General features: G+C 61.3%; 20 protein-coding genes and 2 pseudogenes. 12 read left to right on the top strand and 10 right to left on the bottom strand.

The genetic code is table 11. The features are described from left to right. Positions 1-512: 512 nt before the first annotated feature. From MTX21_RS20190 to MTX21_RS20180, 3 genes and pseudogenes are all read right to left on the bottom strand, one after another. A pseudogene (locus MTX21_RS20190) lies at positions 513-741 on the bottom strand (GyrI-like domain-containing protein); the annotation flags it as partial. Positions 742-913: 172 nt separating this feature from the next. Continuing rightward, positions 914-1,405, bottom strand: coding sequence for an Hsp20/alpha crystallin family protein (locus MTX21_RS20185; protein ID WP_280966480.1), 492 nt, complete (start codon positions 1,403-1,405; stop codon positions 914-916). A gap of 78 nt (positions 1,406-1,483) precedes the next feature. Then, positions 1,484-1,942: an Hsp20 family protein gene (locus MTX21_RS20180; protein ID WP_280966479.1), complete on the bottom strand. Its 459-nt coding sequence runs from the start codon at positions 1,940-1,942 to the stop codon at positions 1,484-1,486. A 364-nt stretch (positions 1,943-2,306) separates the two neighbouring features. On the opposite strand from MTX21_RS20180, the gene MTX21_RS20175 reads away from it, so the two are divergent. The 4 genes and pseudogenes from MTX21_RS20175 (at position 2,307) to MTX21_RS20160 (ending at position 4,891) form a co-directional block, all read left to right on the top strand. Beyond that, positions 2,307-2,525 carry a hypothetical protein gene (locus MTX21_RS20175; RefSeq protein WP_280966478.1) on the top strand — a complete coding sequence of 73 codons (219 nt, stop codon included), beginning with the start codon at positions 2,307-2,309 and terminating at the stop codon, positions 2,523-2,525. A 505-nt stretch (positions 2,526-3,030) separates the two neighbouring features. Next, on the top strand, positions 3,031-3,240 hold the full coding sequence (locus tag MTX21_RS20170; RefSeq protein WP_280966477.1) for a hypothetical protein: 210 nt from the start codon (positions 3,031-3,033) through the stop codon (positions 3,238-3,240). A 141-nt stretch (positions 3,241-3,381) separates the two neighbouring features. Continuing rightward, positions 3,382-4,253 (top strand): annotated as a pseudogene (locus MTX21_RS20165) (glycosyltransferase family 4 protein); the annotation flags it as partial. 302 nt (positions 4,254-4,555) lie between these two features. Continuing rightward, complete coding sequence (locus MTX21_RS20160; RefSeq protein WP_280966476.1) at positions 4,556-4,891, top strand: hypothetical protein; 336 nt, start codon at positions 4,556-4,558, stop codon at positions 4,889-4,891. Positions 4,892-5,570: 679 nt separating this feature from the next. Here the strand turns inward: MTX21_RS20160 and MTX21_RS20155 are convergent. The 5 genes from MTX21_RS20155 to MTX21_RS20135 form a co-directional block, all read right to left on the bottom strand. Then, positions 5,571-5,744 carry a hypothetical protein gene (locus MTX21_RS20155; protein WP_280966475.1) on the bottom strand — a complete coding sequence of 58 codons (174 nt, stop codon included), beginning with the start codon at positions 5,742-5,744 and terminating at the stop codon, positions 5,571-5,573. 708 nt (positions 5,745-6,452) lie between these two features. After that, the gene (locus MTX21_RS20150; protein ID WP_280966474.1) at positions 6,453-6,908 is read right to left on the bottom strand and encodes a hypothetical protein; all 456 of its coding nucleotides are present in this window, start codon (positions 6,906-6,908) and stop codon (positions 6,453-6,455) included. A 300-nt stretch (positions 6,909-7,208) separates the two neighbouring features. Then, on the bottom strand, positions 7,209-7,421 hold the full coding sequence (locus MTX21_RS20145; protein WP_280966473.1) for a hypothetical protein: 213 nt from the start codon (positions 7,419-7,421) through the stop codon (positions 7,209-7,211). A 941-nt stretch (positions 7,422-8,362) separates the two neighbouring features. Next, on the bottom strand, positions 8,363-8,593 hold the full coding sequence (locus MTX21_RS20140) for a hypothetical protein (protein WP_280966472.1): 231 nt from the start codon (positions 8,591-8,593) through the stop codon (positions 8,363-8,365). Next, the gene (locus tag MTX21_RS20135) at positions 8,517-8,954 is read right to left on the bottom strand and encodes a recombinase family protein (protein WP_280966471.1); all 438 of its coding nucleotides are present in this window, start codon (positions 8,952-8,954) and stop codon (positions 8,517-8,519) included. The genes MTX21_RS20140 and MTX21_RS20135 overlap by 77 nt, the downstream gene beginning before the upstream one ends. Positions 8,955-9,209: 255 nt before the next feature. On the opposite strand from MTX21_RS20135, the gene istA reads away from it, so the two are divergent. The 3 genes from istA (at position 9,210) to MTX21_RS20120 (ending at position 12,062) form a co-directional block, all read left to right on the top strand. Then, positions 9,210-10,748: an IS21 family transposase gene (gene istA / locus MTX21_RS20130; protein ID WP_280971017.1), complete on the top strand. Its 1,539-nt coding sequence runs from the start codon at positions 9,210-9,212 to the stop codon at positions 10,746-10,748. 11 nt (positions 10,749-10,759) lie between these two features. Then, complete coding sequence (gene istB / locus MTX21_RS20125; protein ID WP_280964598.1) at positions 10,760-11,503, top strand: IS21-like element helper ATPase IstB; 744 nt, start codon at positions 10,760-10,762, stop codon at positions 11,501-11,503. A 418-nt stretch (positions 11,504-11,921) separates the two neighbouring features. Continuing rightward, on the top strand, positions 11,922-12,062 hold the full coding sequence (locus MTX21_RS20120) for a hypothetical protein (protein ID WP_280966470.1): 141 nt from the start codon (positions 11,922-11,924) through the stop codon (positions 12,060-12,062). 1,418 nt (positions 12,063-13,480) lie between these two features. On the opposite strand, the gene MTX21_RS20115 is transcribed toward MTX21_RS20120, so the two are convergent. Then, positions 13,481-13,741 carry a hypothetical protein gene (locus MTX21_RS20115; RefSeq protein WP_341511986.1) on the bottom strand — a complete coding sequence of 87 codons (261 nt, stop codon included), beginning with the start codon at positions 13,739-13,741 and terminating at the stop codon, positions 13,481-13,483. A gap of 1,826 nt (positions 13,742-15,567) precedes the next feature. Here MTX21_RS20115 and MTX21_RS20110 point away from each other — a divergent pair. Beyond that, positions 15,568-15,774, top strand: coding sequence for a cold-shock protein (locus tag MTX21_RS20110; RefSeq protein ID WP_280966469.1), 207 nt, complete (start codon positions 15,568-15,570; stop codon positions 15,772-15,774). A gap of 22 nt (positions 15,775-15,796) precedes the next feature. Here MTX21_RS20110 and MTX21_RS20105 read toward each other — a convergent pair whose 3' ends face one another. After that, positions 15,797-16,054 carry a hypothetical protein gene (locus MTX21_RS20105; RefSeq protein WP_280966468.1) on the bottom strand — a complete coding sequence of 86 codons (258 nt, stop codon included), beginning with the start codon at positions 16,052-16,054 and terminating at the stop codon, positions 15,797-15,799. 1,782 nt (positions 16,055-17,836) lie between these two features. Between MTX21_RS20105 and MTX21_RS20095 the strand changes: the two genes are divergently transcribed. From MTX21_RS20095 to MTX21_RS20080, 4 genes are all read left to right on the top strand, one after another. Continuing rightward, positions 17,837-18,091, top strand: a complete 255-nt coding sequence (locus tag MTX21_RS20095) for a hypothetical protein (RefSeq protein WP_280966466.1) — start codon at positions 17,837-17,839, stop codon at positions 18,089-18,091. Positions 18,092-18,322: 231 nt separating this feature from the next. Beyond that, positions 18,323-18,706 (top strand): hypothetical protein, encoded by a 384-nt coding sequence (locus MTX21_RS20090; RefSeq protein ID WP_280966465.1) that lies wholly within the window; start codon positions 18,323-18,325, stop codon positions 18,704-18,706. 217 nt (positions 18,707-18,923) lie between these two features. Then, positions 18,924-19,388 (top strand): hypothetical protein, encoded by a 465-nt coding sequence (locus MTX21_RS20085; RefSeq protein ID WP_280966464.1) that lies wholly within the window; start codon positions 18,924-18,926, stop codon positions 19,386-19,388. 460 nt (positions 19,389-19,848) lie between these two features. Next, a complete protein-coding gene (locus tag MTX21_RS20080) occupies positions 19,849-20,196 on the top strand; it encodes a P27 family phage terminase small subunit (protein ID WP_280966463.1) in 348 nt (115 codons plus the stop codon). Positions 20,197-20,408 lie beyond the last annotated feature (212 nt).

Raw genomic sequence — 20,408 nt, 5'->3', positions numbered from 1 at the left:
CTGAATCTATCGAGCGCTTGAGCATCACGGACGTGCGGTACGGCGAAACACCTTTGTGAACCAAGCTCTGTAAGAGCTCGATTTGCTCGGGCGTCTATTTGCGAACTGTCGCGTGGCGCATACGGAAGAAATGAAGCACTCGTTTTGAAGTTCCAAATGACGGGGGCGAGCCTCGGTCCTTCGGCGCTCGTCTAGGTCTTCGACGGGACCTGCTTAGCGCGGCGCGCGAGATCATCGTAAGCCTCTGCCACCTTGCGCAGGCTCTACTTGGTCTGGCGACGCTCGCATTATCCGCCTTGGCACGGAATTCTTCGGCGCGCATCTGCTAGTATTCGCTGGGTGTCAGTTTCCTTGGGAGTCCTCCATGGCGGGCTGATTAAACAACCCGAATCCTATAGGGTTCGAGCGTAATAGGTCCTGTCCTAATTAGTTAGGCCGTAAACCCATAAAGACCGAGATTGGGGTAGCGGGCCTGTTTGCGATCGGAAGGGACAGGCCGCCGTCAGAGGGCGCTATTTCAGCGGCAAAAACAGTTCCGCGGCGGTCTCATGCTCCGGCACCTCGGGAAGAAGCTCAGCCGCGGCAATAGATCGGGAAGTCGCGTGCTTCCTCATCGTGATAGAGGTAGAGCGCGGCGGGCTCCAGATTGTCGGTGCTGCCAACGACGCGCAGCACCGCGCAGCGTCAGCCAGGGATCTCGTCGGCTTTGATCTCTTCGCCGTTCGCCTCGATCGTTTGGTCGTCCCGACACAAAGGTCCAAGCCAGACGCATAGTGCGCGGCCGGATGGAAGAGGGGATTGAGATCGCCGGTATCGTGTTGGCATTGGTCATCGATTTCCTCCCTTTACGCTCCTTTCCTCGGGACGATTTGCCGTGGGTTCGGGCGGCGGCGACCGCCGCCCGTGATGGTCTTTACTGCTTATTGATCGCGATGCGTTTGACGCCCGCTCGCGGCTTTTCAGCTTTCGGCAGCGAGATCGTCAGGACGCCGTTGTTGAACGACGCCTCGGCCTTGTCCTCCTCGACGTCTTCGAGCGCGATCTGCCGCTGGAACGAGCCGTAGTAGCGCTCGGTGAAGTATTTGCCTTCGTCGTTGCGCTCGCTCTTCTTCTCGCCGCAGATGGTCAGGACCCCATTCGCGATTTCGATCTCGACGTCCTTCTCCGTCAAACCGGGAAGTTCGGCCGAGATCGTCAGCATCTTGTCGGTCTCGCTGAGCTCGATCTTGGGCCAGCCGAATTGCCCTTCCGTGAACGGCGACAGGCCTGTGCCGCCGAAGCCGCGGAAGACGTGGTCGAACAGGCGGTTCATCTCGCGATGAAGCGTCATGAACGGATCGTAGTTGCCGCGCGTCGGCGCCAGGTCCTGATTGCGCGACCGGGGAATGAGATCTCGAATTGCCATGGTTGTTCTCCTGCATGCGGAAGGGAACGCGGCCGCGCTCGCGCGCGCCGCGTTCCCGCTCAGAAGCTCGACCAAGCGTCAGGCCGCCTTCTGCTCGATCTGTGCCGAGGCCGAGGCGCCGCCTCCGATCTGGATCCGGCGCGGCTTCATGGCCTCCGGCACCTCGCGGACGAGATCGATGATCAACAGTCCGTCGCGGAAGGCCGCCTCCTTCACCTGGACGTAGTCGGCGAGGTTGAACACGCGCCGGAACGGACGCGCGGCGATGCCCTGGTACAGGAACTCGCCGGCGGCTTTCTCGGGCTTCCTGCCCTCGATGGTGAGCGCGTTCTGCTCGGCCGTCACGGCGATGTCGTCGGCGCCGAAGCCGGCGACGGCGAGCGAGATCCGGTAATGGTCCTCGCTGGTGCGTTCGATGTTGTACGGGGGATAATGGTCTTCGCTCGCCTGGCGCAGCGTGCTGTCGACGAGATCGGCCAGGTGGTCGAAGCCGATGGTGGAGCGCCACAGGGGCGCGAAGTCAAACGTGGTCCTCATAACCAAGTTCTCCAAAGAGCAAGATGGATACGAAGGAGCGCAGGAGTGGGGTTTCAGAAGGGTCCGAAGACACCGATCCCGGCGCCCGGGCCGGACCCGCGAAGGCGCCCGGCACACCGCTCTCGCGGCGAAAAATGAGTTAGAAAAAAGGGAAGCCGGTTCAAGAGGGCGGTCGCAAAAAATTTTGCAACGATCCCAGCACCGCTCGTCGTCCCCCCAGCGCCGCCTTTCCGATGGATTCGGAGATGCGGCGAGAGGCGTCTTGACAGAGGATCGCCCACGAATATTTTTTTTCGCCGGGAAGTTCTCTTTCCCAGTTTTTCAACATCCAAAAGGACCGTGACGACCGTCAGGAGTGGCGACGATGCTCGACGAAGATCTGGCCCGCATTCGTGCGCACCGCAACAACATCCACCGCTATCGACGGCTGCTTCGAACGAAGCTGTCGGAGCTGGAACGTCAGTTTATCGAAAGACGCCTCGCCGAGGAGCAGACAGCGCTCCAGGCACTCGCCAGCGAAACCTTTCCGGTCGCATTCCCCCTTCCGAAAGCCGATCCCGCCAGCTTGGAGGCGAAGCCATGAGCGACGTTCGCGAGCTGCTCATCCGTGGCAGCGAGAAAGTCATCGGACACTACCGGCTCCTTCTCGCGAGCGCAAAACCGAACCTGAGCGCGAACTCTATCGAAAGCCGCATCGAGCGAGAGCAGCGGCTGCTGGACGGGCGGCTTCTCGGATCGGTTCGCGGCGTAAGGCCGGGCACGGGCTGCTCGGCGCTTCGCTGCCGCTTGCCGCCTCGTTCACTTCCCATGGTGGCGTCTGTCCCCCGGAGCAGCGTCCCCGGCAGTATCCTTCTGCAAAGCCCCTCGCGCCGATGCTGCTCGACACCGCCATCGCCCAGCTCCGCAACGTCGCCGCGCCGCCCGGGCCACAAGCGCCGTAGAGCCTCTATGGCCGCTGAGGCCGCGGCGGGTCCGTCCTGTCGAGCGGATGCGCTACCCAAGCGCTCGGCGTCTTCGAGAAGCACTGGAAACTTTCACCTGAAAAGGAGTTGCCGGCAGACGATGTTTCGGTGACCGGAGCTCGAGAAGTGGCCGATGAAGTCTCGCTAAAAAAGGCCGTAGACACCGCTTGGTCCGTGTACCGGGCGACCCATGATGGTGTCGATGCAGCGGACAGCCGTCGTTGCCTGCTCGAGCGCCATCTGCACGGGAGATGGCAGGCGCGTGAAGGTGATGTCGAAGAGCTGGCGAGCTTTGGACTAGCTTATCTCGCGCGACTTTCCGAGGACGAATGTTGAGGCGGATGGAAGGGTTGGTCGGACGGATCGCGGCCGAAAGCGCGCGGCCGGATTGGACGCTGCTTGCCGTTTCGTATCTCCTTTCCGGAGCGATCGTGCTGGTTCTTCGATCGGTTTTAGGGGCTTAGCGGGTAGGCTCCGATGCGCATCGCCCAACTCGCTCCCTTGGCCGAAAGCGTCCCCCTCCCAGGCTTTACGGCGGCACGGAGCGGGTGGTCGCCTGGCTGGTCGAGAACTCGTCGAGCTGGGGCATGACGTCACCCTCTTTGCGAGCGGGGATTCCCGGACGCGCGGCAAGCTTCATCCGGTGTGGCCTCACGCGCTGCGCCTCGAACGGAAACGCACCGATCCGAATGCGGCTTGCGCGCTGCTGCTGGAGGCGATTTCCAAACGGGCGAAGGAGTTCGACGTGATCCACGCGCACATCGACTGGCTGCATCTCCCGCTGCTCGGCCGGTTAGGCGTGCCCTTTCTCACGACCATACACGGGCGGCTCGATCTGCGGGGACTGCCCAGCGTGGTTCGGCAATTTCCTGACGCCAGCTTCGTATCGATTTCCGGCCACCAGCGCCTGCCGCTTCCTGACGCGAATTGGTGCGGCACGATCCAGCACAGGCTGCCCGTCGACCTGTTCGGCCGTCGTACGGACAAGGATCATACCTGACCTTTCTCGGGCGCCTTGCGGCGGAGAAAGGTCCGGAAGATGCCATCCGCATCGCGCGCGGCGCGGGAAAGCCGCTGCGCATCCCGCGCGCCGAGACCGCTTACTTCAAAAAGCGCCTGGAGCCTCACATCGACGGCGAGGGAGTGCAGCTCGTCGGTGAGGTCGACGAGGCGAGGAAGCAGCCCTTCCTCGCGCAGGCAGCAGCCCTACTGTTCCCGATCGACTGGCCGGAGCCGTTCGGTCTGTTGCTGATTGAGGCCATGGCGGCTCGGGCTCTGTGCCGGAGGTGATCGACGACGGGGTAACCGGTTTCATCGTTGACAGCGAGGAGAAGGCCGTCAGCGCCGTGCTGATCGCCGTGGGCACCGAGCGCGAGCAGGATCTGCAACCGTCGGTAACGTGAAAGGATTCGGGAGAACTGGGCGCGGCAAATAGAAACGGCCCGTCCGAGCAATCGGACGAGCCGTTTCAGAGCGAGCTTTTATTCGCTCAATGCATGTGAACTAATCAATAGCCGACGCCGCCGATGACGATCACCGCGGGAACGACCCACAACAGCAATACGGGCACCGTTAGTCCTCCTCCTCAAGTCGTCAGTCGTCACTCTTTCCTCAGGGTCGGCATCGGCCCGGACGAAATCCTTACTGTTCGGTGCAGACCTTGGTGGTCTTGACGGCGGATTCGGCTTCCGTCTTGGTCTTGTATGTGCGTCTGAAAAACCGGCGAGCGCTGGAAGATATGCGAGAACTTCGGCGGCAGTTGTTGGGTACGCTAAAATCCACATCTGGCATCGATCCGCGTCAATCGCGAGAGGTTGTTCTAGAGGATCTGCGAGTGATCGAAGACGACCCGAGCAGCTTCGGCCGCCATCCGGGACGGCACCCGAGAACGAGTGGCGTTGAACGGCTGGGCGAAATCAAAGCGCGGCAGTGGGCAAATTGGTTTGGCGACTTCCTCAGCGTCGACGTAAAAACGCCGCCCGCTTAAATGAAGCGCAGGCGGCGGCTTACCAGCCCCGAGAAGGAATGCAAATCCCGGTAAAGTTAGTCTGACGATCTAGGCAATGGTTCAGCCGGTGGGGCAGATTGGGATACGCCGAATTGAGTGCCTCTTTCGGGCAATCATCATTCTCAGTCGGGCGGCGTAGAGTCTGACGGCCTCCGGGCTCAAGCTCCCCAGCCCCGGTCCGGAGCGCAGGCGGCCTCGCCATGTGTAACGGCGTTGGCGGGGCCGCTGCCCCGCAGACATAAGAAGGCCGCCAACCGAGGAGGCCTTAATCGTCCCACATGAGTTCGCCACACTGGCATTGATAGAGGCGAACAGTCTTGCCCTTCCGGGTATCGAGTACGGATTGGGTTAGGCGGGGGAAGGCGGCACAGGCGGGGCAGCGCGGCTGTTGGTCCTGTGTCTGCTGCGCTGGCAGCTTTTCCTGGTGATGCGCAGTCATTTGCTCAAGCCTCTCAACGAGAGGGCTAAGCGCAAAGATGTACATTCGTTCCAAAGCGAACAGAACTACCCTTTTGGCGGCTCGGGATGGCAAACCTTGGGACGGGAGATTGAGGAGTTCTCGGGCGGATGCAAGCTAGCTACCGCTAACCAGATTGAAAAAGATCGCGGCAGATGAACTTCAAGAACTTGGTGTGAAAGAGCCGCCAACAAGGCGGCCTTACTTCCCATTATCCCTGATGTGGGCTGCGAGCTTATCAAGCTGGGTCGCCAGACCGACAAGACTTCTGGCAATATTCATCAGCATCGCCGCGCGTTCCTTGGAAACTTCAGCCTGTTGCGCCATGGATTTGTATTCGTCGGCGAGTGCTAGGCACTGTGAAGGGGTGAGCATTGCAAGATGCTCCGACAGGACATTGTATCAATTTAAAGCACCGCGCGGCGCCGTGCATGCCCTCACGTCTCCAATAACCAGTACCGGCCAACCACAGGATAAGACAAACCGAGAACACACGACGCCTTTGTTACCTACAAAGGTCTATGAACAGAGTTGGGCGTAGCGAACAGATCGCGGCGAAAGGGCGGCGCTACTCCAACGGGTCAAATTAGGCCACTCCGTTTAGGCCACTAGGGGTTAACCTAAGCCACTGCCCAAATGCCTGTAGGAACAAGGCAAGCACAAAGAACAAATAGCGGCCCCGGCATCCAGTCGGGCTGCTTTTGTTATTGTTCGCGTTTAGTCGCGGACTAAAGTCGAGCGAGTCGTACGCCGACAATCACGACTGTCAGCACTAGAGCACCGAGTGCAAGGATTTGCATTGCAAACGCCGCGTTGATGAACTTAGGCGCGTGGTTCTCGAATTCGCTCTTAAGGTGCGGTCTTGCCGACGAGGGGAGATAGAAGACTGAGAGGCAGGCATAGCCCAAGATCGCCGCCAGAAGACCCGCGCATGCGATCGCGATAACTGCGCCGATTCCGTGAGTCTGAGGAACGGCAGCATGTTCTCTCGGTGAAGCAGGCGACTAATGCCCCCAGCATGGCCCACTAGAAGGAGATTCGCATTCTTGAAGTGCTGTTCGAAATGGATTTTCCAAATCTCGTCTAGCTGTTCGGAGTAGGTTTGTTTGTCGTTCGGCATAGTCGTCTCACTTTCCGCGGGCTTGTTCTGTTTGATTCCGGCCGGTACATACGCCCTCGGCGGCCACTTCCGAAACTGAACGCCCATTCCTGCACGATGTTCTCGATCGCCGAGAACACGCGCGACTGCGACTGCTCTAGGTCATTGGCACAGCAGATCGCCTCGGCGTTGCGGCCGCCGTAGAGGAGTGTTGCCGTCAACGTCAGGATGGCGGCGAATGCGGTCTTGCCGCTTTTCTTCGGCGCGCTGTAGGTCAATTCCGGATAGATCGCGCGGCCGGTCTCATCGAGGTTGAAGGCGTGCTCGAGGAAAGCGATTTCAGCAGGCAGCAGCTCAAAGTGTCGGCTGGTCGCCGGATCACCGGGCGCAGGATCGCGCAGCACCGCGTTGATGAAGGCGATCGGGTCGGGCTGGGTCATGTCCGCCTCGCGTGAAGCCCGAGCAAGTCGCGAAGCAGCGGTGCCTCAGTCGGATTCGGCATCCTCTTGAGCTTCAAGTCGCCGTTCCCGGCGACGTCCAAAACAGCGAGGCCGAGAAGTTAACGGACCAGGGCCGCGCTGGAGCGTTGCCGGAGGATGACTAGCAGTTCGCCGCGGTGAGGCCGGACCTCGCCGATTGAGCCGGGATCATGATGACGGCGCCGTCACGTTGGCGGGTATGATAGCTGTGAAGCATGAGGACGTCGGCCAGAGCCCCGAGTCTACGTGAAGGCGGAGCGCTCATGAGGCCTCTGGCGTGGCGAGTGCGCGCATCTCTGCCAGGAAGTCGTCACCACTGGGCTTCTGCGGCGTTGCCGGCGCCGGCCGCGCGCTCGGCCTGAAGGCCTGGTTGACCTGGCGCCGCAGTTCGGCGCTGTCCTCGCCGCGCGCCTCGGCCTGCTCCGCCAGAAACACCAGCGCGGCCGTATTGGTGGCGCAGATCCGATCGCGCATCGATGGAGATCGGCAAGCAACCCAGCGGCGATCTCTTGGCGACGCGCAGCATCGGCCTTGAGACGCCTCGCCAGTTTCGTGCGTCCATCGATCCTGGATAGCTCGGCCATCGGGTGTCCATCGGCAGGGTATGTTCCTGATATGTCCACCGTATCGGTGCTGATTTCAAAATGACTTGCCTCGTGAAAATACTTAATTAATATCAATAAGTTGCACCGGTTAGGCGCAACATGGCGCGCAAATGGAAAAGGCCCCAGTCCCGGGGCTGAGCGACTGGAGCCTTCTCTGGAGATTGCCCGATTCTTGGGCACAGCAACTTGCCACTTTTTCCCGAATATTCAAACGTCCCTATTGTCGCTGCTACCGCCAGGCGCGGGAGGAGCCCTGCGAGACGGGCCGCTCAGTGTCACAAACCGAACCGAGGAGAGACGGTGGAATCGACTAGCCTGCGGCTGCTGGGCGGCACAGGGGACGGCCGTTGCCATACGAGAGCTACGCACTCGCAGTTGACGGCATCGCGATCATCGCCTTCGCAGTGCTGATCGCCAGACAGCGACCCCGTCGCCGCGCCGAGGACATACGGCCGCGCTTGGCTAGGCGGTTGACGCCAGACGATCGCGAGCTCGGACAACCGTCATAGGCCGAGGCGCGGCAACGCGGGGGCAACGCGCGCTCGCGACTGCACAGAGATCAGCGGAAAATGGTTCCTAAATTGAAGGGCTGACGGACCCGCATGGCTCACGGGTTATGAGCACGTGCGCGTGCCGCCAATTTTTGACCACGTGCCCGTTCCAACATTCATGGTGCTTTTGGGCGTAGCCAATCAAGGCCATGATAATCAAAGCCGCTACGACTCCTCCGGCTACGATGTTCTTTACCATGGCTGCCACTCGCGGCCAAGGCTTGGATGGAACACCCAGTGATAGGAGCCGTCAATCGATTCAGGCGCCCGGCTTGAGAACTCTCTGCACGGTCGAGGTTCCGACACCGAGGGTCTTCCCGATCTTCAAGATGCCCATGCCCTTGGCGCGGAGGGCGCGGATGCGCGCCTCGATCTGCGGCTTGACTGGAGGCCGGCCGAGCCTCGTGTTCTCCTCACCTGCCTGCGCAAGCCCGGCATTGACGCACTCTCGGATCATGGAGCGCTCGAACTCGGCGAAGACGCCGCACATCTGGAACATTGGCGCGGCCGCTCGGCGTGGTCGTGTCGATCGCTTGCTGATGCAAGTAGAGATCACAGCCTAGCGCCTGCAGCTCATTCAGGAAGCCGACAAGATGCTGCACGCTACGGCCGAGCCGGTCGACGCTCCAGGCCGCGATCATATCGATCTCGCGCCTCGTCGCGGCTTTGAGGAGCCGATCGAATGCCGGCCGCTTGTCGCGACCCTTGGCGCCGCTGATACCAGCATCCTCATAGATGTCGACGACCTGCCAACCGGAGCGGGCGGCGACGGCCTCCAGCTCGCGACGCTGGCTCTCGGTGTTCTGGCCGTTCTTGGTGGAAACACGCAAGTAGATGCCAACTCGCTTCATGGTGGCCTCCTATGCTGGCGATCAGCATACGCCTATCTATACGTATGCTAATTGCTGATTCCGCTCGATGTCGCCCACCATTCCGGAATGATCTCGCCCACCGTTCCGATTTGATGTCGCCCACCATTCCGAGATGATCTCGCCCACCATTCCGGGATGATGTCGCCCGGGGTGACGAGGCCTCTTCTGGCTCCGATACGGTCCCGCCTTTCGGCTTTGCGAAGGGGGACCTGGATGCCGACGGAGAGGCTTGCGATGCGCCATGTGCGCGAAGTGATCAGATTGAAGTCGGCTGGGATGCCGACCCGCGAGATTGCGCGGCGGTTGGGGACGGCGCCTTCGACGGTGCGGCTGACGATCCGGCGGTTCGAGGCATCGGGGCTGACCTGGCCGCTGCCCGATGACGTCACCGACACTGATCTGGAGGCCCGGCTGTTCGCCAGCGCCGGTGCGGGTTCCGGCACGCGGCGGGGCCATCGCCGGCAGGCGGAGCCGGACTGGGCGGCGGTGCACCGCGAGCTCCGGCGCAAGCACGTGACGCTGTCGATCCTGTGGGAGGAGTACATCGCAAGCGAGCCCGGCGGGTATCGCTATTCGCGTTTCTGCGAGCTCTACCGCGCCTGGGAAGGCCGGCTGTCGGTGACGATGCGCCAGTCGCATGCGGCCGGCGACAAGCTGTTCGTCGATTATGCCGGTGACGGCGTGCCGGTCGTGATCGACCGGCTCAGCGGCGAGCGGCGCGCCGCGCAGATCTTCGTCGCGGTGCTCGGCGCTTCCAGCTTCACCTACGCGCAGGCGACCTGGACGCAGGGGCTCGCCGATTGGATCAGCGGCCACGTCGGCGCCTTCGAGGCGATCAACGGCGTGCCGGCGCTGCTGGTGCCGGACAACACCAAAGTCGCGGTGATCAAGGCCTGCCTCTACGATCCGCAGATCAACCGCAGCTACGCCGACATGGCGGCGCATTACGGCTCGGCCATTCTGCCAGCCAGGCCGCGACGACCACGAGACAAGGCGAAGGTCGAGCAGGCGGTCCTCATGGTCGAGCGCTGGCTGCTCGGGCGGCTGCGCCACCGCATCTTCCACAGCCTCGCCGAGGTCAATGCGGCGATCGCCGAGTTGCTCACCCGGCTCAACGAGGAGCGGCCGATCCGGCGGCTCGGCGTGACCCGCCGCAAGCTGTTGGAGGAGATCGATTGGCCCGCGCTCAAGGCCTTGCCGGAGAACCCTTACGTGTTCGCCGAGTGGCGGATCTGCCGGGTCAGCATCGATTATCACGTCGAGGTCGAGGCGCATTACTACAGCGTTCCACATCGCTTCGTCCGCGCCGAGGTGGAGGTGCGCTTCACGGCTCGCACCGTCGAGATCTTCCACAAGGGTGAGCGGATCGCCGCGCATCAGCGCATGAGCGGCAACCACAAGCACACGACGGTGCCGGAGCACATGGCCTCCAGTCATCGGCGCTACGCTGGCTGGACTATCGAGCGCATCCGTAAGGACGCAGCCTCGATCGGGCCGGCCACCGCGGCGCTGTGCGACCTGATCCTCGACGAGCGCGCGCATCCGGAACAGGGCTTCCGCGCCTGTCTCGGCATCATCCGGCTCGCCCGATCCTACGGGCACGAGCGGCTCGATGCCGCCGCCATGCGGGCGATCGATATTGGCGCGCGCACCTACGGCTCGGTCAAATCGATCCTTGCCAACAATCTCGATCGGCGTCCTTCACCCAAGCGCTCCGCGGACGACGCGCCGATCCTTCATCCCAACATCCGCGGGCCGCGCTACTACAATTAGGAGATCACGTCTTGCTTACGCATCCGACCCTCGATCAACTCTACGCGCTCGGCCTGCATGGCATGGCCAAGGCCTTCGCCGACATCGAAGCCGGCGGCGAGGCCGCAAGCCTCGGCCACGCCGAATGGCTCGCGCTGCTGCTCGAACGCGAAGCGTCATTGCGACGCGACAAGCGGCTGTCGAAGCGGCTGCAATACGCCAAGCTGCGCCAGGAGGCCTGCGTCGAAGACATCGACTACCGCACCCCACGCGGCCTCGACCGCAGCCTGCTGACGATGCTGGTCGAAGGCCGCTGGATCGATGACCACGCCAATCTGCTAATCTGCGGGCCCTCCGGCGTCGGCAAAAGCTGGCTCGCCTCAGCGCTCGGCAACAAGGCCTGCCGCGACAATCGCTCCGTGCTCTACCAGCGCGTCCCGCGGCTGTTCACCGATCTTGCTTTGGCGCGCGGCGATGGCCGCCACTCCCGCCTGTTGCGCGCGCTTGGCCGCGTCGATCTCCTCATCTTCGACGACTGGGGCCTCGAGCCGCTCGACGCCGCGGCCCGCCACGACCTCCTGGAGATCCTCGAGGACCGCTACGGCCGCCGCTCCACCATCGTCACCAGCCAGCTCCCGGTCGATCAATGGCACGCGCTGATCGGCGATCCCACCTACGCTGACGCCGTCCTCGACCGCCTGGTCCATAACGCCCACCGGATCGATCTCAACGGCGAAAGCATGCGGCGAACCCGCAAACCCGACCGAAAGGCCTGAGCCTGTGGCGCTGTGGACATGCCGCTACGCTTGGACAACGCGAAGGGCGTTGCCCACATGCCCACAGCAGGAGCAACAGAAAAACCCGCCCGTCGAGCCGCGATTCAAGATTGACCACGCGGCTTCGCCGATGCCAGAAACCAGACAGCCAGAACGCCTCACGCCCCGGGCGACATCAAATCGGAATGGTGGGCGAGATCATCTCGGAATCCTGGGCGAGATCAAATCGGTACACCCGGGCGAGATCATCGGAATCAGCAGCTAATTTCAAGGAGGTGGCGATCCTTGCGAAATCGGGGTTTTTCGTCACCGACTACGGAGTGTTTTTCCGTATGGGCCGCGCGATCAGGAACGACAGGTCGTCGCGACCGTTGGATTCCTTCAGCGCGGGCCCCAACCGAAAGGCGGAGATTTCAGAATGAGATTTTTCGCAATCGTCCTCGCGACAGCGTTCGCGGTCAGTAGCAGCGCCGCGCTGGCGCGGCACCATCACCACCACTACGCCGGGTCGACCTTCGTATCGTCGACGTTGTACGACAGTCGCGCGGGCGGCGGTTGAGCGCGTCACCCAGTAGACCAGGGAAAATTTTCCTGCAGGCGCGGGTGTGTTCGGCGGGCCGGAACGGATCACCCATCGCGACCGTTGCCTATGTGCGGCCTCATCCCCTGGCCGCGGGGTCCCGTCGCCGCGGACCCCCTCTCTACCCCAAGGCGGCGGGGCCTGATGCGGGGCAATATGCAAGGAGGCGACAATGCGCCTTCACCACTTTGATCACAGCCCATCGATCGACTTCATCGCGCTCACGACCGGCAGCCTTCTGGTGGTCGGCTTCGTGGCCGCCGTCGCTGCCCTGCTGATGCGCTAGGAAAAAAATCCGAAGGCGCGGATGCGTGTAGGGCCGGCGGGGCAGCCTTTCGACCGGGAAAACTATGCAATTCTTATCACTGGATGTCCCGATTTAACGGTGAAGTCGCGTGTTCTGATAGGAACGGTAGATGAACAGGCGCGGGGATAACTATGCAATTCCGGCTCAACGATACGAACGGATGTCAAACGAGACATGAACATTGTGCAGCTTCGGCAGGTACGGTCGTTATGGACGGTTTTCCGGCTTCGAGCCGCAGGCGCCAATGTGGTGACGACTTCATAGACGAGGAGCATTTTCGATCAGTTTGACGCTCGAGCCAACTCGTCTCGCCAGGCGACGCATCGGCGGGCGGCTGTCCCACTAATCTCGAAATAGGACGCTGCCGGGCTCGAAATACATGTCCCGGCAGCGTTTTATTCTCAAACTGAGCGCTGAAATCCCAGTTGGTTGCAACTTTGCAATGGCCATGCCACAGGTTTGTGACACCGCCCGGCTGCGGGCCTCGCAATGAAATCCCGTTGCGCGACATCTCATGGTCAGCGGCCGGACATCCGGTGAAACGCTGAAACGAACAAACCCCCAATTCACCCGGCCGCGGCGGGCCGGCAGGTCACAGCATAGCGGACAGAGGGGAATGCTGCTCTGCTCGGGCTATGCCCTGGTTCAATCTCGCGTCGGCGAAACGTCCCCACGACGTCAATCGGCGGCTTGCAATTCGCGTCGAAGCGCAATTTTGGCACGGGTAATCCATTTTGAGCGTTAGGCAGCGCTCGCATAGCAGGCAGCCTGTCACCTTGACCGCCCGATTGGCAACCGGATCGACAACTATGGCAGCTTTCGCGCTAACATCCGCCTGGTAGGAAAATGCTTGCTGAGCCCCAATTAGACCGGCGAGTAGCTAAGGACCAAAGCGCTATCGCGATTTCCCTGGGCATAGCGGCCCCTCACTTGAACGGCCCTAGCTTATTCCCCTGGAGATCGCCGCTGACGAAGAGGCAACACAAAATCCTGACCCAGATCAATTTTGAGCGCTAGCTCCTCACGGCCGGCGCCGTCCTTCGAGTATGCGATCACTCGATGGGTGGGGTGTTGCGGCCGATTTAGGTTTCTACAGCTCGCGCCCCATCGCGGGATGGCTCCGGTTCTTCATCGATCCAGTGCTTCTGCCGGCCACCACGGTAAGGCCGGTCGCGATGCTTGGACACCAAACTTCTAGGCTCATCCGGCAGGCCGCGCGGAATAGATCGGGGCCGATCTCCCCGCGTTCAAACGGCGCCACGGTGATGCTGTCCGGTCGGCGGGCTAGGAGCCGCTCCAGGTTCGTCTTGCGCATGTGGAGGGGCAGGGACCGCAGATCGTCGTCACTCATGGCGAGCACCATGTCCCAAGTAATGACCGAGATAACCTCCCAGCCCTCCATCGCCCAGATGTTCTTGCATGCCGTCCTCCTTGACGGCCGCGATACAGCGCCTTGAGATTTAGCTCGCGTAAATCTCTGGCTCAAATGTTCGCGACAGCACTGGTTCGGAAACAACGAGCTGACGTTATCAGCACCCGCCGTGTGAGGTAATCGGCTCCCGTGATCCTCTTGAGGTGATCAGTGTCGGTGCTACCAGCGTGAGCAATTGCAAAAACGATATTGCTTGCTCTCGAGCGCCGACGCGACACGCTGCATTCATTGCAGATCGTTCATTTGAGACGGGCCGGAGTTTGCCGTGACCAATGATACTGCAGTTTTCGACGCTTTGCGTTTTGACTCGGGTAGCCGCGACAGAGTCGCCACAGTCTGATGGGCACTCGCGAAGCAATCGTTCGAGACGGGATCTTCATCGATCCTTTGTCGCTCGGCTATTGCCCACACGAATGGATCGATGGGAGCGGGTACGTCGATCCCGAGCTGGCGCAGAAGTTCTGCTATTCGCTTGCATTTTGAGGCCGCGGCCGTTGGCGCGAAACTCAAAACTTTCGCCGGTCTGCGCTCGAAGGCCAATCGGGATAAGGCCAATCGGGATGATGGTCATACTGTAAGCAACTTCCAAGCCGGAGAATGACGATGCGAACGCTCTTCCCGCTATGTGCCGCTCTCGCTTCCTTTTCTGCATCGATCATTCTGAGTACGTCCGACGCCCATGCGGTGTTCTGGGGCGTATCATCGCCGAAAGCTTTTTGCGTTCGATGTCGGTCCGTTCCTTCCGCTTCGATGATTTCATATTTTTGAAATCTTCCTGCTGTTCCGAGGCGCGCGACATTGGGAAATTTACGGGTGGCACTCCTGGTTCGGGGATCAGGAGCTTAAAACGAGGCATATTTCGGGTCGGGCCCGGTATATGATTGTCCGCGCATGTCCGTGGTCCCATTCCGAGCCAAGCCGAACGTTTGCGCTGGGCCTCCGTTGCCGTCGTGGTAGCGGCGATCCTGCTCGGGGTGGCGCATTTCTGGACCTCGCCCAGCTCGCCGATCGCGATCTTTGCCGTTGACGGCGACACAGTGAGACACCAGGGACAAGTCTATCGGCTCGTTGGCTTCGATGCGCCGGAGAGTGGCAATAGGGCCCGCTGTGAGGACGAGAGCCGACGGGCTGAGAAGGCGACCAGCAGGCTGCGTGAGCTTGTTGCTGGCGGCGAAGTTCGCCTCCAGCGGGTTGCCTGCGCGTGCCGGCCAGGCGAAGAGGGTACATCGCGCTGCAATTACGGCCGGTTGTGCGGCTCGCTTACCGTCGGCGGCCGTGACGTCGGGCAGATACTAATCGGCGAGGGCTTGGCGCGGCCGTATGTCTGCAGCGGCACGCGCTGTCCGCCGCGGCAGCGCTGGTGTTGAGGGATAGAGTTCGCTGGCGGGGGCGGTGCTCGAGGAAGTTTGCGAGAATATTCCTGTCAATGAGATCGGCGCCAGAACGCGCGTTGCGTCGAAGATCCTCGAAGCTGCGGCACAGGGGCAACTCTCTATAGACGCGTTGAAAGCGGTAGGTCACAAGGCCCTGAACTTACCCACGATGTGGCGCTAACATCTTCTACCGCGCGGGTACGCAGACCGAGCATTGACCATCCAGACACTGACCATCCAGGCGAAGAGCGCGGATTGAGACGGCGATATACTGGCCGCTCGCTCCAATATCGGAAATCGTACAGTCAGACGTCCATGATCAGGCTACGCTCCCACTTCGTGAAAGTCATTTTTTGATTCGGAGGCACTGCGTTGGCGATCGGTACAGTGAAGTGGTTTAACGCGACCAAAGGCTATGGCTTTATTCAGCCTGATGACGGCAGCTCAGACGTCTTCGTGCATGTCAGCGCCGTCGAGAAAGCCGGGTACACGGACTTGGCCGAGGGCGCGCGGATTAGCTACGAGCTGAAGGCGGGGCGCTCGGGCAAGATGTCCGCGGAAAATCTGCGGATTGGCTGACGGGCGCACCCGCAATCCATCATCAGTTTGCTGGCTCTGCCTTCAAGAGCCGGACATAAGTGCCGGACTCGTGCAACTCGAGCCAGCCGCTCTCGACCGCGTGCTTTATGCCGGCGCCGAAGTCTGGCCCGGTGGCCTTGAGGCTGTACAGGAACGGCGCGTTGATTTTCTCGATGTGGATACGACCGTCCTGAACGGCCGCGATGCTCGCGGCCAACTCGACCAGCTTGCGCGCTGCGGCTTCAGGAGTGGCAAAGGGACGTTGGCTAGTAAGCTTCATCGCTCGAATCGAAATTTATAATTCGATGTTAGATGACGCAGCCTGCCGGCTTACACAAGCGCTGCGCTCAGTCGCTCACGCGCAGCGTCAACCACTCTATAACTTTTGCGGGCGATCCTACGTGCACTGGTCTTAACCGCGATTGGACCGGTACCGGAATGAGGTCCCAGCGCCCCCCAGCCTGCGCTGGGGCCTTTCGTTGTTGACCGGTCGTGAGTTTCACCGGTATCCCATAGCTGCCACTGTCGGCATATTCCAATTGAAGTCAGGCCGGATATCGGCCCCCCGCCGGCCGCAAGCCTGGCAGATGAACCGCGACTCAAGGTCCGATAGCCGCACGTCTTCAGACCATCGATCGGCGCTCAGCGCAACGTGGTGGCCGCACGTACAGTCGGCGCAGTAGACGAGAACGCCGCGAACGCCCATGGCGCGCATCTGGCCAAGCGTGATCTTGACCGGGCGGCCGTCGGCATGGGTAGGCGTGTGGCGTCGGAAAGGGCTGGGCATGCCGCTATTGAAGTGACAACCTGCGTGCTTCGCAAATTATCGGTTCCTCTCGTGGGTAGTGGATCAGTTTGATTGTGGCAGGATAGCTGGCTTGAAGCCAGGTGCCATAGGCGCATACTCAAACGATGTTAGAACAGCGCCCAACCTTCGGAGTGCGCAAAAATCCTGGGCTTGGCTGGGGGGTAGATATTCTGTGGCCAGATGGCGAAACGGAAGTAATCAAGGGTTTTAATACGGAGGACGACGCAGTTAAATGGATTGCTGAGCACGAGTACGCAAAAACGGGGCGCGAAAACACGAATCCCCAAGCGCCCCCAACCAGCTCGCCAAATCGATTATAGAGATTACGACCGGGCGGAAGCCCCATCGCGACATCGCTTTGCGGGAGCGGCCGAGGGGACTCTCTAAGGTATTTCCTCCCCTGAGGACTTGGCCGCTCACACGGGCGGCCCGTTTTGTTTGCGCGTGCCAGTCTGGCTGGCGACGCTAAGCCGATCTCCAGGCTTCGTGCAGAAACCTTTATCGCCGCGGCCCTATCGCGCGCAGGCCGACGCATTGGAGATTGAAGCCGGAGCGAAGCGCCGACCGGCGGACGAGTACGATGCCGCGCAGGTGCGAGGAGAAGTTGCGGGCCCTTCTGACAGGCATTCTAGTTCTAGGTCCGAACTACATGTCGAGCACATGGCTCATTTGCTAATAGGTCAACGCCAATAGCCGTTGCACGATCGCGCCCAAGCAGACGAGCACGACCAGGAGCTTCAGCAAATTTGCTAGCCGACCGTCCAGCGCAAATCTGTCGATCGCCCAAAAACAGATTCCCCCGACAACCACGATAATCAATCAGAACTGAAATAGCGGCCATCCTGTCCTCCTTTCAACTCCGCGGCTTCTGTAGGCCCCACAAGTCATTTCTTGGCTTTTAGCCCTGCCTCAACGAGCCTGCGGATAGCTTCAGGGCGACCGGGCAGGTCTGGCTGCTCGCGTCGCCAATCATCGATGCGTGCGCCTGTCGCGCCGGCGCCGGCATGACTGAAAGCTTGTCGAGCGCGCAGGGCCTTTGCCAATCCTTCATCACCTTCGGCCAGATCGCCGGCGATCAGTTGGTCCAGCCGGTCCTTGCCAACGGCCTAAAGGTCGGTCTTGGCCTCCATGGGGTCGAACTTCCAGAGGCGGTCGATAGATCGCTTGAGCGGTTCGTCGACCATTGCCGACAGGTGACCGGTAAGCAGGCGTACTCCCGAGATTGGCAGGCCAGGGCTCGACTCTGGATCAGCGATGACGCTCGCCGGCGGACCGATCGGGCCATCGAAAAAGGCGAGAATCAACGCCACAGCTGACCGCGCCCTAGCTGAAATCCAACTGTCCAAGCCGTCAGAAGCCGAATTTCGCGACGTGCTGGCTGTCTACAAGAAGCTCTGCCGATGGACGCGGTATGTGACCCAGTTTGGTCCGGAGCCAGGGAAACAAGGCTGCATCGTACCTGATCATCTTTTGGCCGAGTACGGCATCACCAAGGAAGCCGCAGCATGACCACGAGGTGCGACATGAAACCATCGCGCAATCGTCACCAACCGCAACAGCTCGGCGGCATCGCAGCATCACGAGGATTCGCGATCGAACAGGCGAGGACGGGGACCGCTTCAGTGTGTCCTGGCATTCGCTCGGGGGCGACTTGCGTTGGCTGTCGCCGACCATGCCCGAGGAAGCTGCTGACGCGGCCGCGCAGGTCCTCGCCAGCTTTACCGGCGGGGTGCTGCGCAAATGAATGGCCACTCCGAAACGACCGCTGCAATTGAGCCGTCGCATGCGCTCTGTGCGGTCGACATCTCTGCCGAAGCTGACCGGTTGGCACGCTTGGCTGATCAGTGCACGGATCCGGCAGTCCGGGCTGCCTATCAGCGCGCGTGCCGGGCCTTCTTTCAGCAATCTCCCGGCCGGAAGGCAAAATACGAAGCGCTCGACCGATCGCTATCGCGTGAAGTCGACATTAGGCTTGCCGAAGGCAACGTGAAGTCTGAACGCGACGTCATCTTGAGCGTGGTACTGCGTGTCTCGAGCAACGATAGGGAGTTGAACCGACACTATCGGCGCATTGTCCGCTATCGCCTTAAGCAGGGCATCAGGCCCGTCCGGAAAAAGGTGTGACATAATAATTTTTGTCACGGGACGCATCATCTAGATTGCTTCTCATCAAATTCGATGGGTGAACGCCAGATGTCGATAGCCGCCTTGAAGTCCGCGAAGCCAAAAAAGTTCTCCGTTCCAACTCTCGCCGAGGCCTCGCCTAAGTACGCCGAAATGGTCGCGCGTCGGCAACGGTTGCTCAACGACGCGGCCGTAACCGACGCCGAGATTGCGCGGGGTGGAGGTCCAGGTACGTGGCGCTCCGCGGGAGCTTCGCCGCGCGAAGGTTGCCGAATTGGTTGGAGATCAGGTCCCGAATTCGCCGGAGGCGACTCCGGAGAGACTGCGCGAGCTTCAACAGCATGCGCGCGCGTTAAAGGATGCTGTGAAGGTGCTGGAAGATCGCCTCGGCCATGAGCGCACCGCCGCGTCAGTGATCGTCTGCAATCAAGTCCGCGAGGAACACAGCCGTCGCGCCCGCGAGACGTGCCTAAAGCTACTCGAGTTGCACGCGGCAATGTTGGCATACGCCGAGCTTGTCGATGCTCTCAATGCTGAGGATATCGCTTGGTCCTACCTCGGACCGGCTCAGCTACTCGCCTTAGGCAACCCGCGGGACAACAGTCTCGATTGGCGCTTTACCTCCGGCAAATGGTCGAGGCCGGACATGGACGTGACCGAACTTCCCCAAGCACTCCGGTAAGGGCAAGCTATGCTTACACGAACGATAGATACCTGCGTCATCCGACTGCGCGGCGGAGGGAAGCTGGAATTCAAGGGCGTGCCACCGGCGCATACGATCGCGCGCGTTCTGAGAGATCGCAACGCGCGGCGCGACAAGGTCGGCATCAAAGGTCGAATGCTCCGCGACCTTGCCATTCGTCACAGGGCTAGGTGAGGCGATGATAGGTCCGTTCGCTGTCTTCGCAGAGTTGGTGGCTCGTTCGGGATTGTCGCCCGATGAGGTGCGTAACCTTTTACCACATGAGCTCGCCGCCATGTCAAAGCTCGGGCACATCCGCTCCTACATGTCGCGGGCGCCCTGCCCGGGAGGGGGCCTCGAAAAGGTTAAGGGCCGGGACGCCGGGACCGGCCAGGGCCAAAAACGCGCAATCGTGCTGCCCCCGATCAAAAACTCGCCAACTAAGGAATGAAAGCGCCAAATGAGGGCGAAAACACCTAAAGCGCCGGCACATTTGACCGAACAAACCCGCATTTGGTGGCGGTCGGTGGTCCGTGACTATGCGCTCGAACCGCACCATCTGAGGCTTTTACAGGCGGCTTGCGAGGCCTGGGACCGTCTCCAGGAGGCTCGTGAGCTGCTTTTGCGCGACGGTCTAGTCGTTGAAGGCCGTGAAGGTGGGGTGCGCCCGCACCCGACGGTCGCGATCGAACGGGACAGCCGTATTGGTTTCGCGCGGCTGGTTCGTGAACTCGATCTCGACACGGAGCCGGCATCCAGCCTGAGGTCTGCACCGCCAGCCCTGCGGTCGAACAGGCGGGGTCTTTGATGCCGGTAAAACGCCGAGTTTCGAAGCGTCGCGCGTTCGCGCTTACGCCAGAGGTGTTCGCGGCGTTTGATGCAGGCGACGAGTACGCGCTCCGACGCTCTTTGGGGCTGCCTCCCTGGCACGCTTCGCCCCTACGCGACGATCTCGCTGGGCCGGCCCCATACAGTCCCGAAACGTGCTGGGCCATATCGCGCCCGGCGGCGCTGGAGATT

This window comes from Bradyrhizobium sp. ISRA430, from assembly GCF_029909975.1.
Lineage (GTDB): Bacteria > Pseudomonadota > Alphaproteobacteria > Rhizobiales > Xanthobacteraceae > Bradyrhizobium.
This window is presented reverse-complemented; position numbering and strand designations above follow the sequence as displayed.

Excerpts from the sequence above, each read along its gene's own strand:
- MTX21_RS20185 (WP_280966480.1), bottom strand. The coding sequence starts at position 1,405 with ATGGCAATTCGAGATCTCATTCCCCGGTCGCGCAATCAGGACCTGGCG.
- MTX21_RS20180 (WP_280966479.1), bottom strand. The coding sequence starts at position 1,942 with ATGAGGACCACGTTTGACTTCGCGCCCCTGTGGCGCTCCACCATCGGC.
- MTX21_RS20175 (WP_280966478.1), top strand. The coding sequence starts at position 2,307 with ATGCTCGACGAAGATCTGGCCCGCATTCGTGCGCACCGCAACAACATC.
- MTX21_RS20155 (WP_280966475.1), bottom strand. The coding sequence starts at position 5,744 with ATGCTCACCCCTTCACAGTGCCTAGCACTCGCCGACGAATACAAATCC.
- MTX21_RS20150 (WP_280966474.1), bottom strand. The coding sequence starts at position 6,908 with ATGACCCAGCCCGACCCGATCGCCTTCATCAACGCGGTGCTGCGCGAT.
- MTX21_RS20145 (WP_280966473.1), bottom strand. The coding sequence starts at position 7,421 with ATGCGCGATCGGATCTGCGCCACCAATACGGCCGCGCTGGTGTTTCTG.
- MTX21_RS20140 (WP_280966472.1), bottom strand. The coding sequence starts at position 8,593 with ATGTGCGGCGTCTTCGCCGAGTTCGAGCGCTCCATGATCCGAGAGTGC.
- MTX21_RS20135 (WP_280966471.1), bottom strand. The coding sequence starts at position 8,954 with ATGAAGCGAGTTGGCATCTACTTGCGTGTTTCCACCAAGAACGGCCAG.
- istA (WP_280971017.1), top strand. The coding sequence starts at position 9,210 with ATGCGCCATGTGCGCGAAGTGATCAGATTGAAGTCGGCTGGGATGCCG.
- MTX21_RS20120 (WP_280966470.1), top strand. The coding sequence starts at position 11,922 with ATGAGATTTTTCGCAATCGTCCTCGCGACAGCGTTCGCGGTCAGTAGC.
- MTX21_RS20115 (WP_341511986.1), bottom strand. The coding sequence starts at position 13,741 with ATGAGTGACGACGATCTGCGGTCCCTGCCCCTCCACATGCGCAAGACG.
- MTX21_RS20105 (WP_280966468.1), bottom strand. The coding sequence starts at position 16,054 with ATGAAGCTTACTAGCCAACGTCCCTTTGCCACTCCTGAAGCCGCAGCG.
- MTX21_RS20095 (WP_280966466.1), top strand. The coding sequence starts at position 17,837 with ATGACGCTCGCCGGCGGACCGATCGGGCCATCGAAAAAGGCGAGAATC.
- MTX21_RS20090 (WP_280966465.1), top strand. The coding sequence starts at position 18,323 with ATGAATGGCCACTCCGAAACGACCGCTGCAATTGAGCCGTCGCATGCG.
- MTX21_RS20080 (WP_280966463.1), top strand. The coding sequence starts at position 19,849 with ATGAGGGCGAAAACACCTAAAGCGCCGGCACATTTGACCGAACAAACC.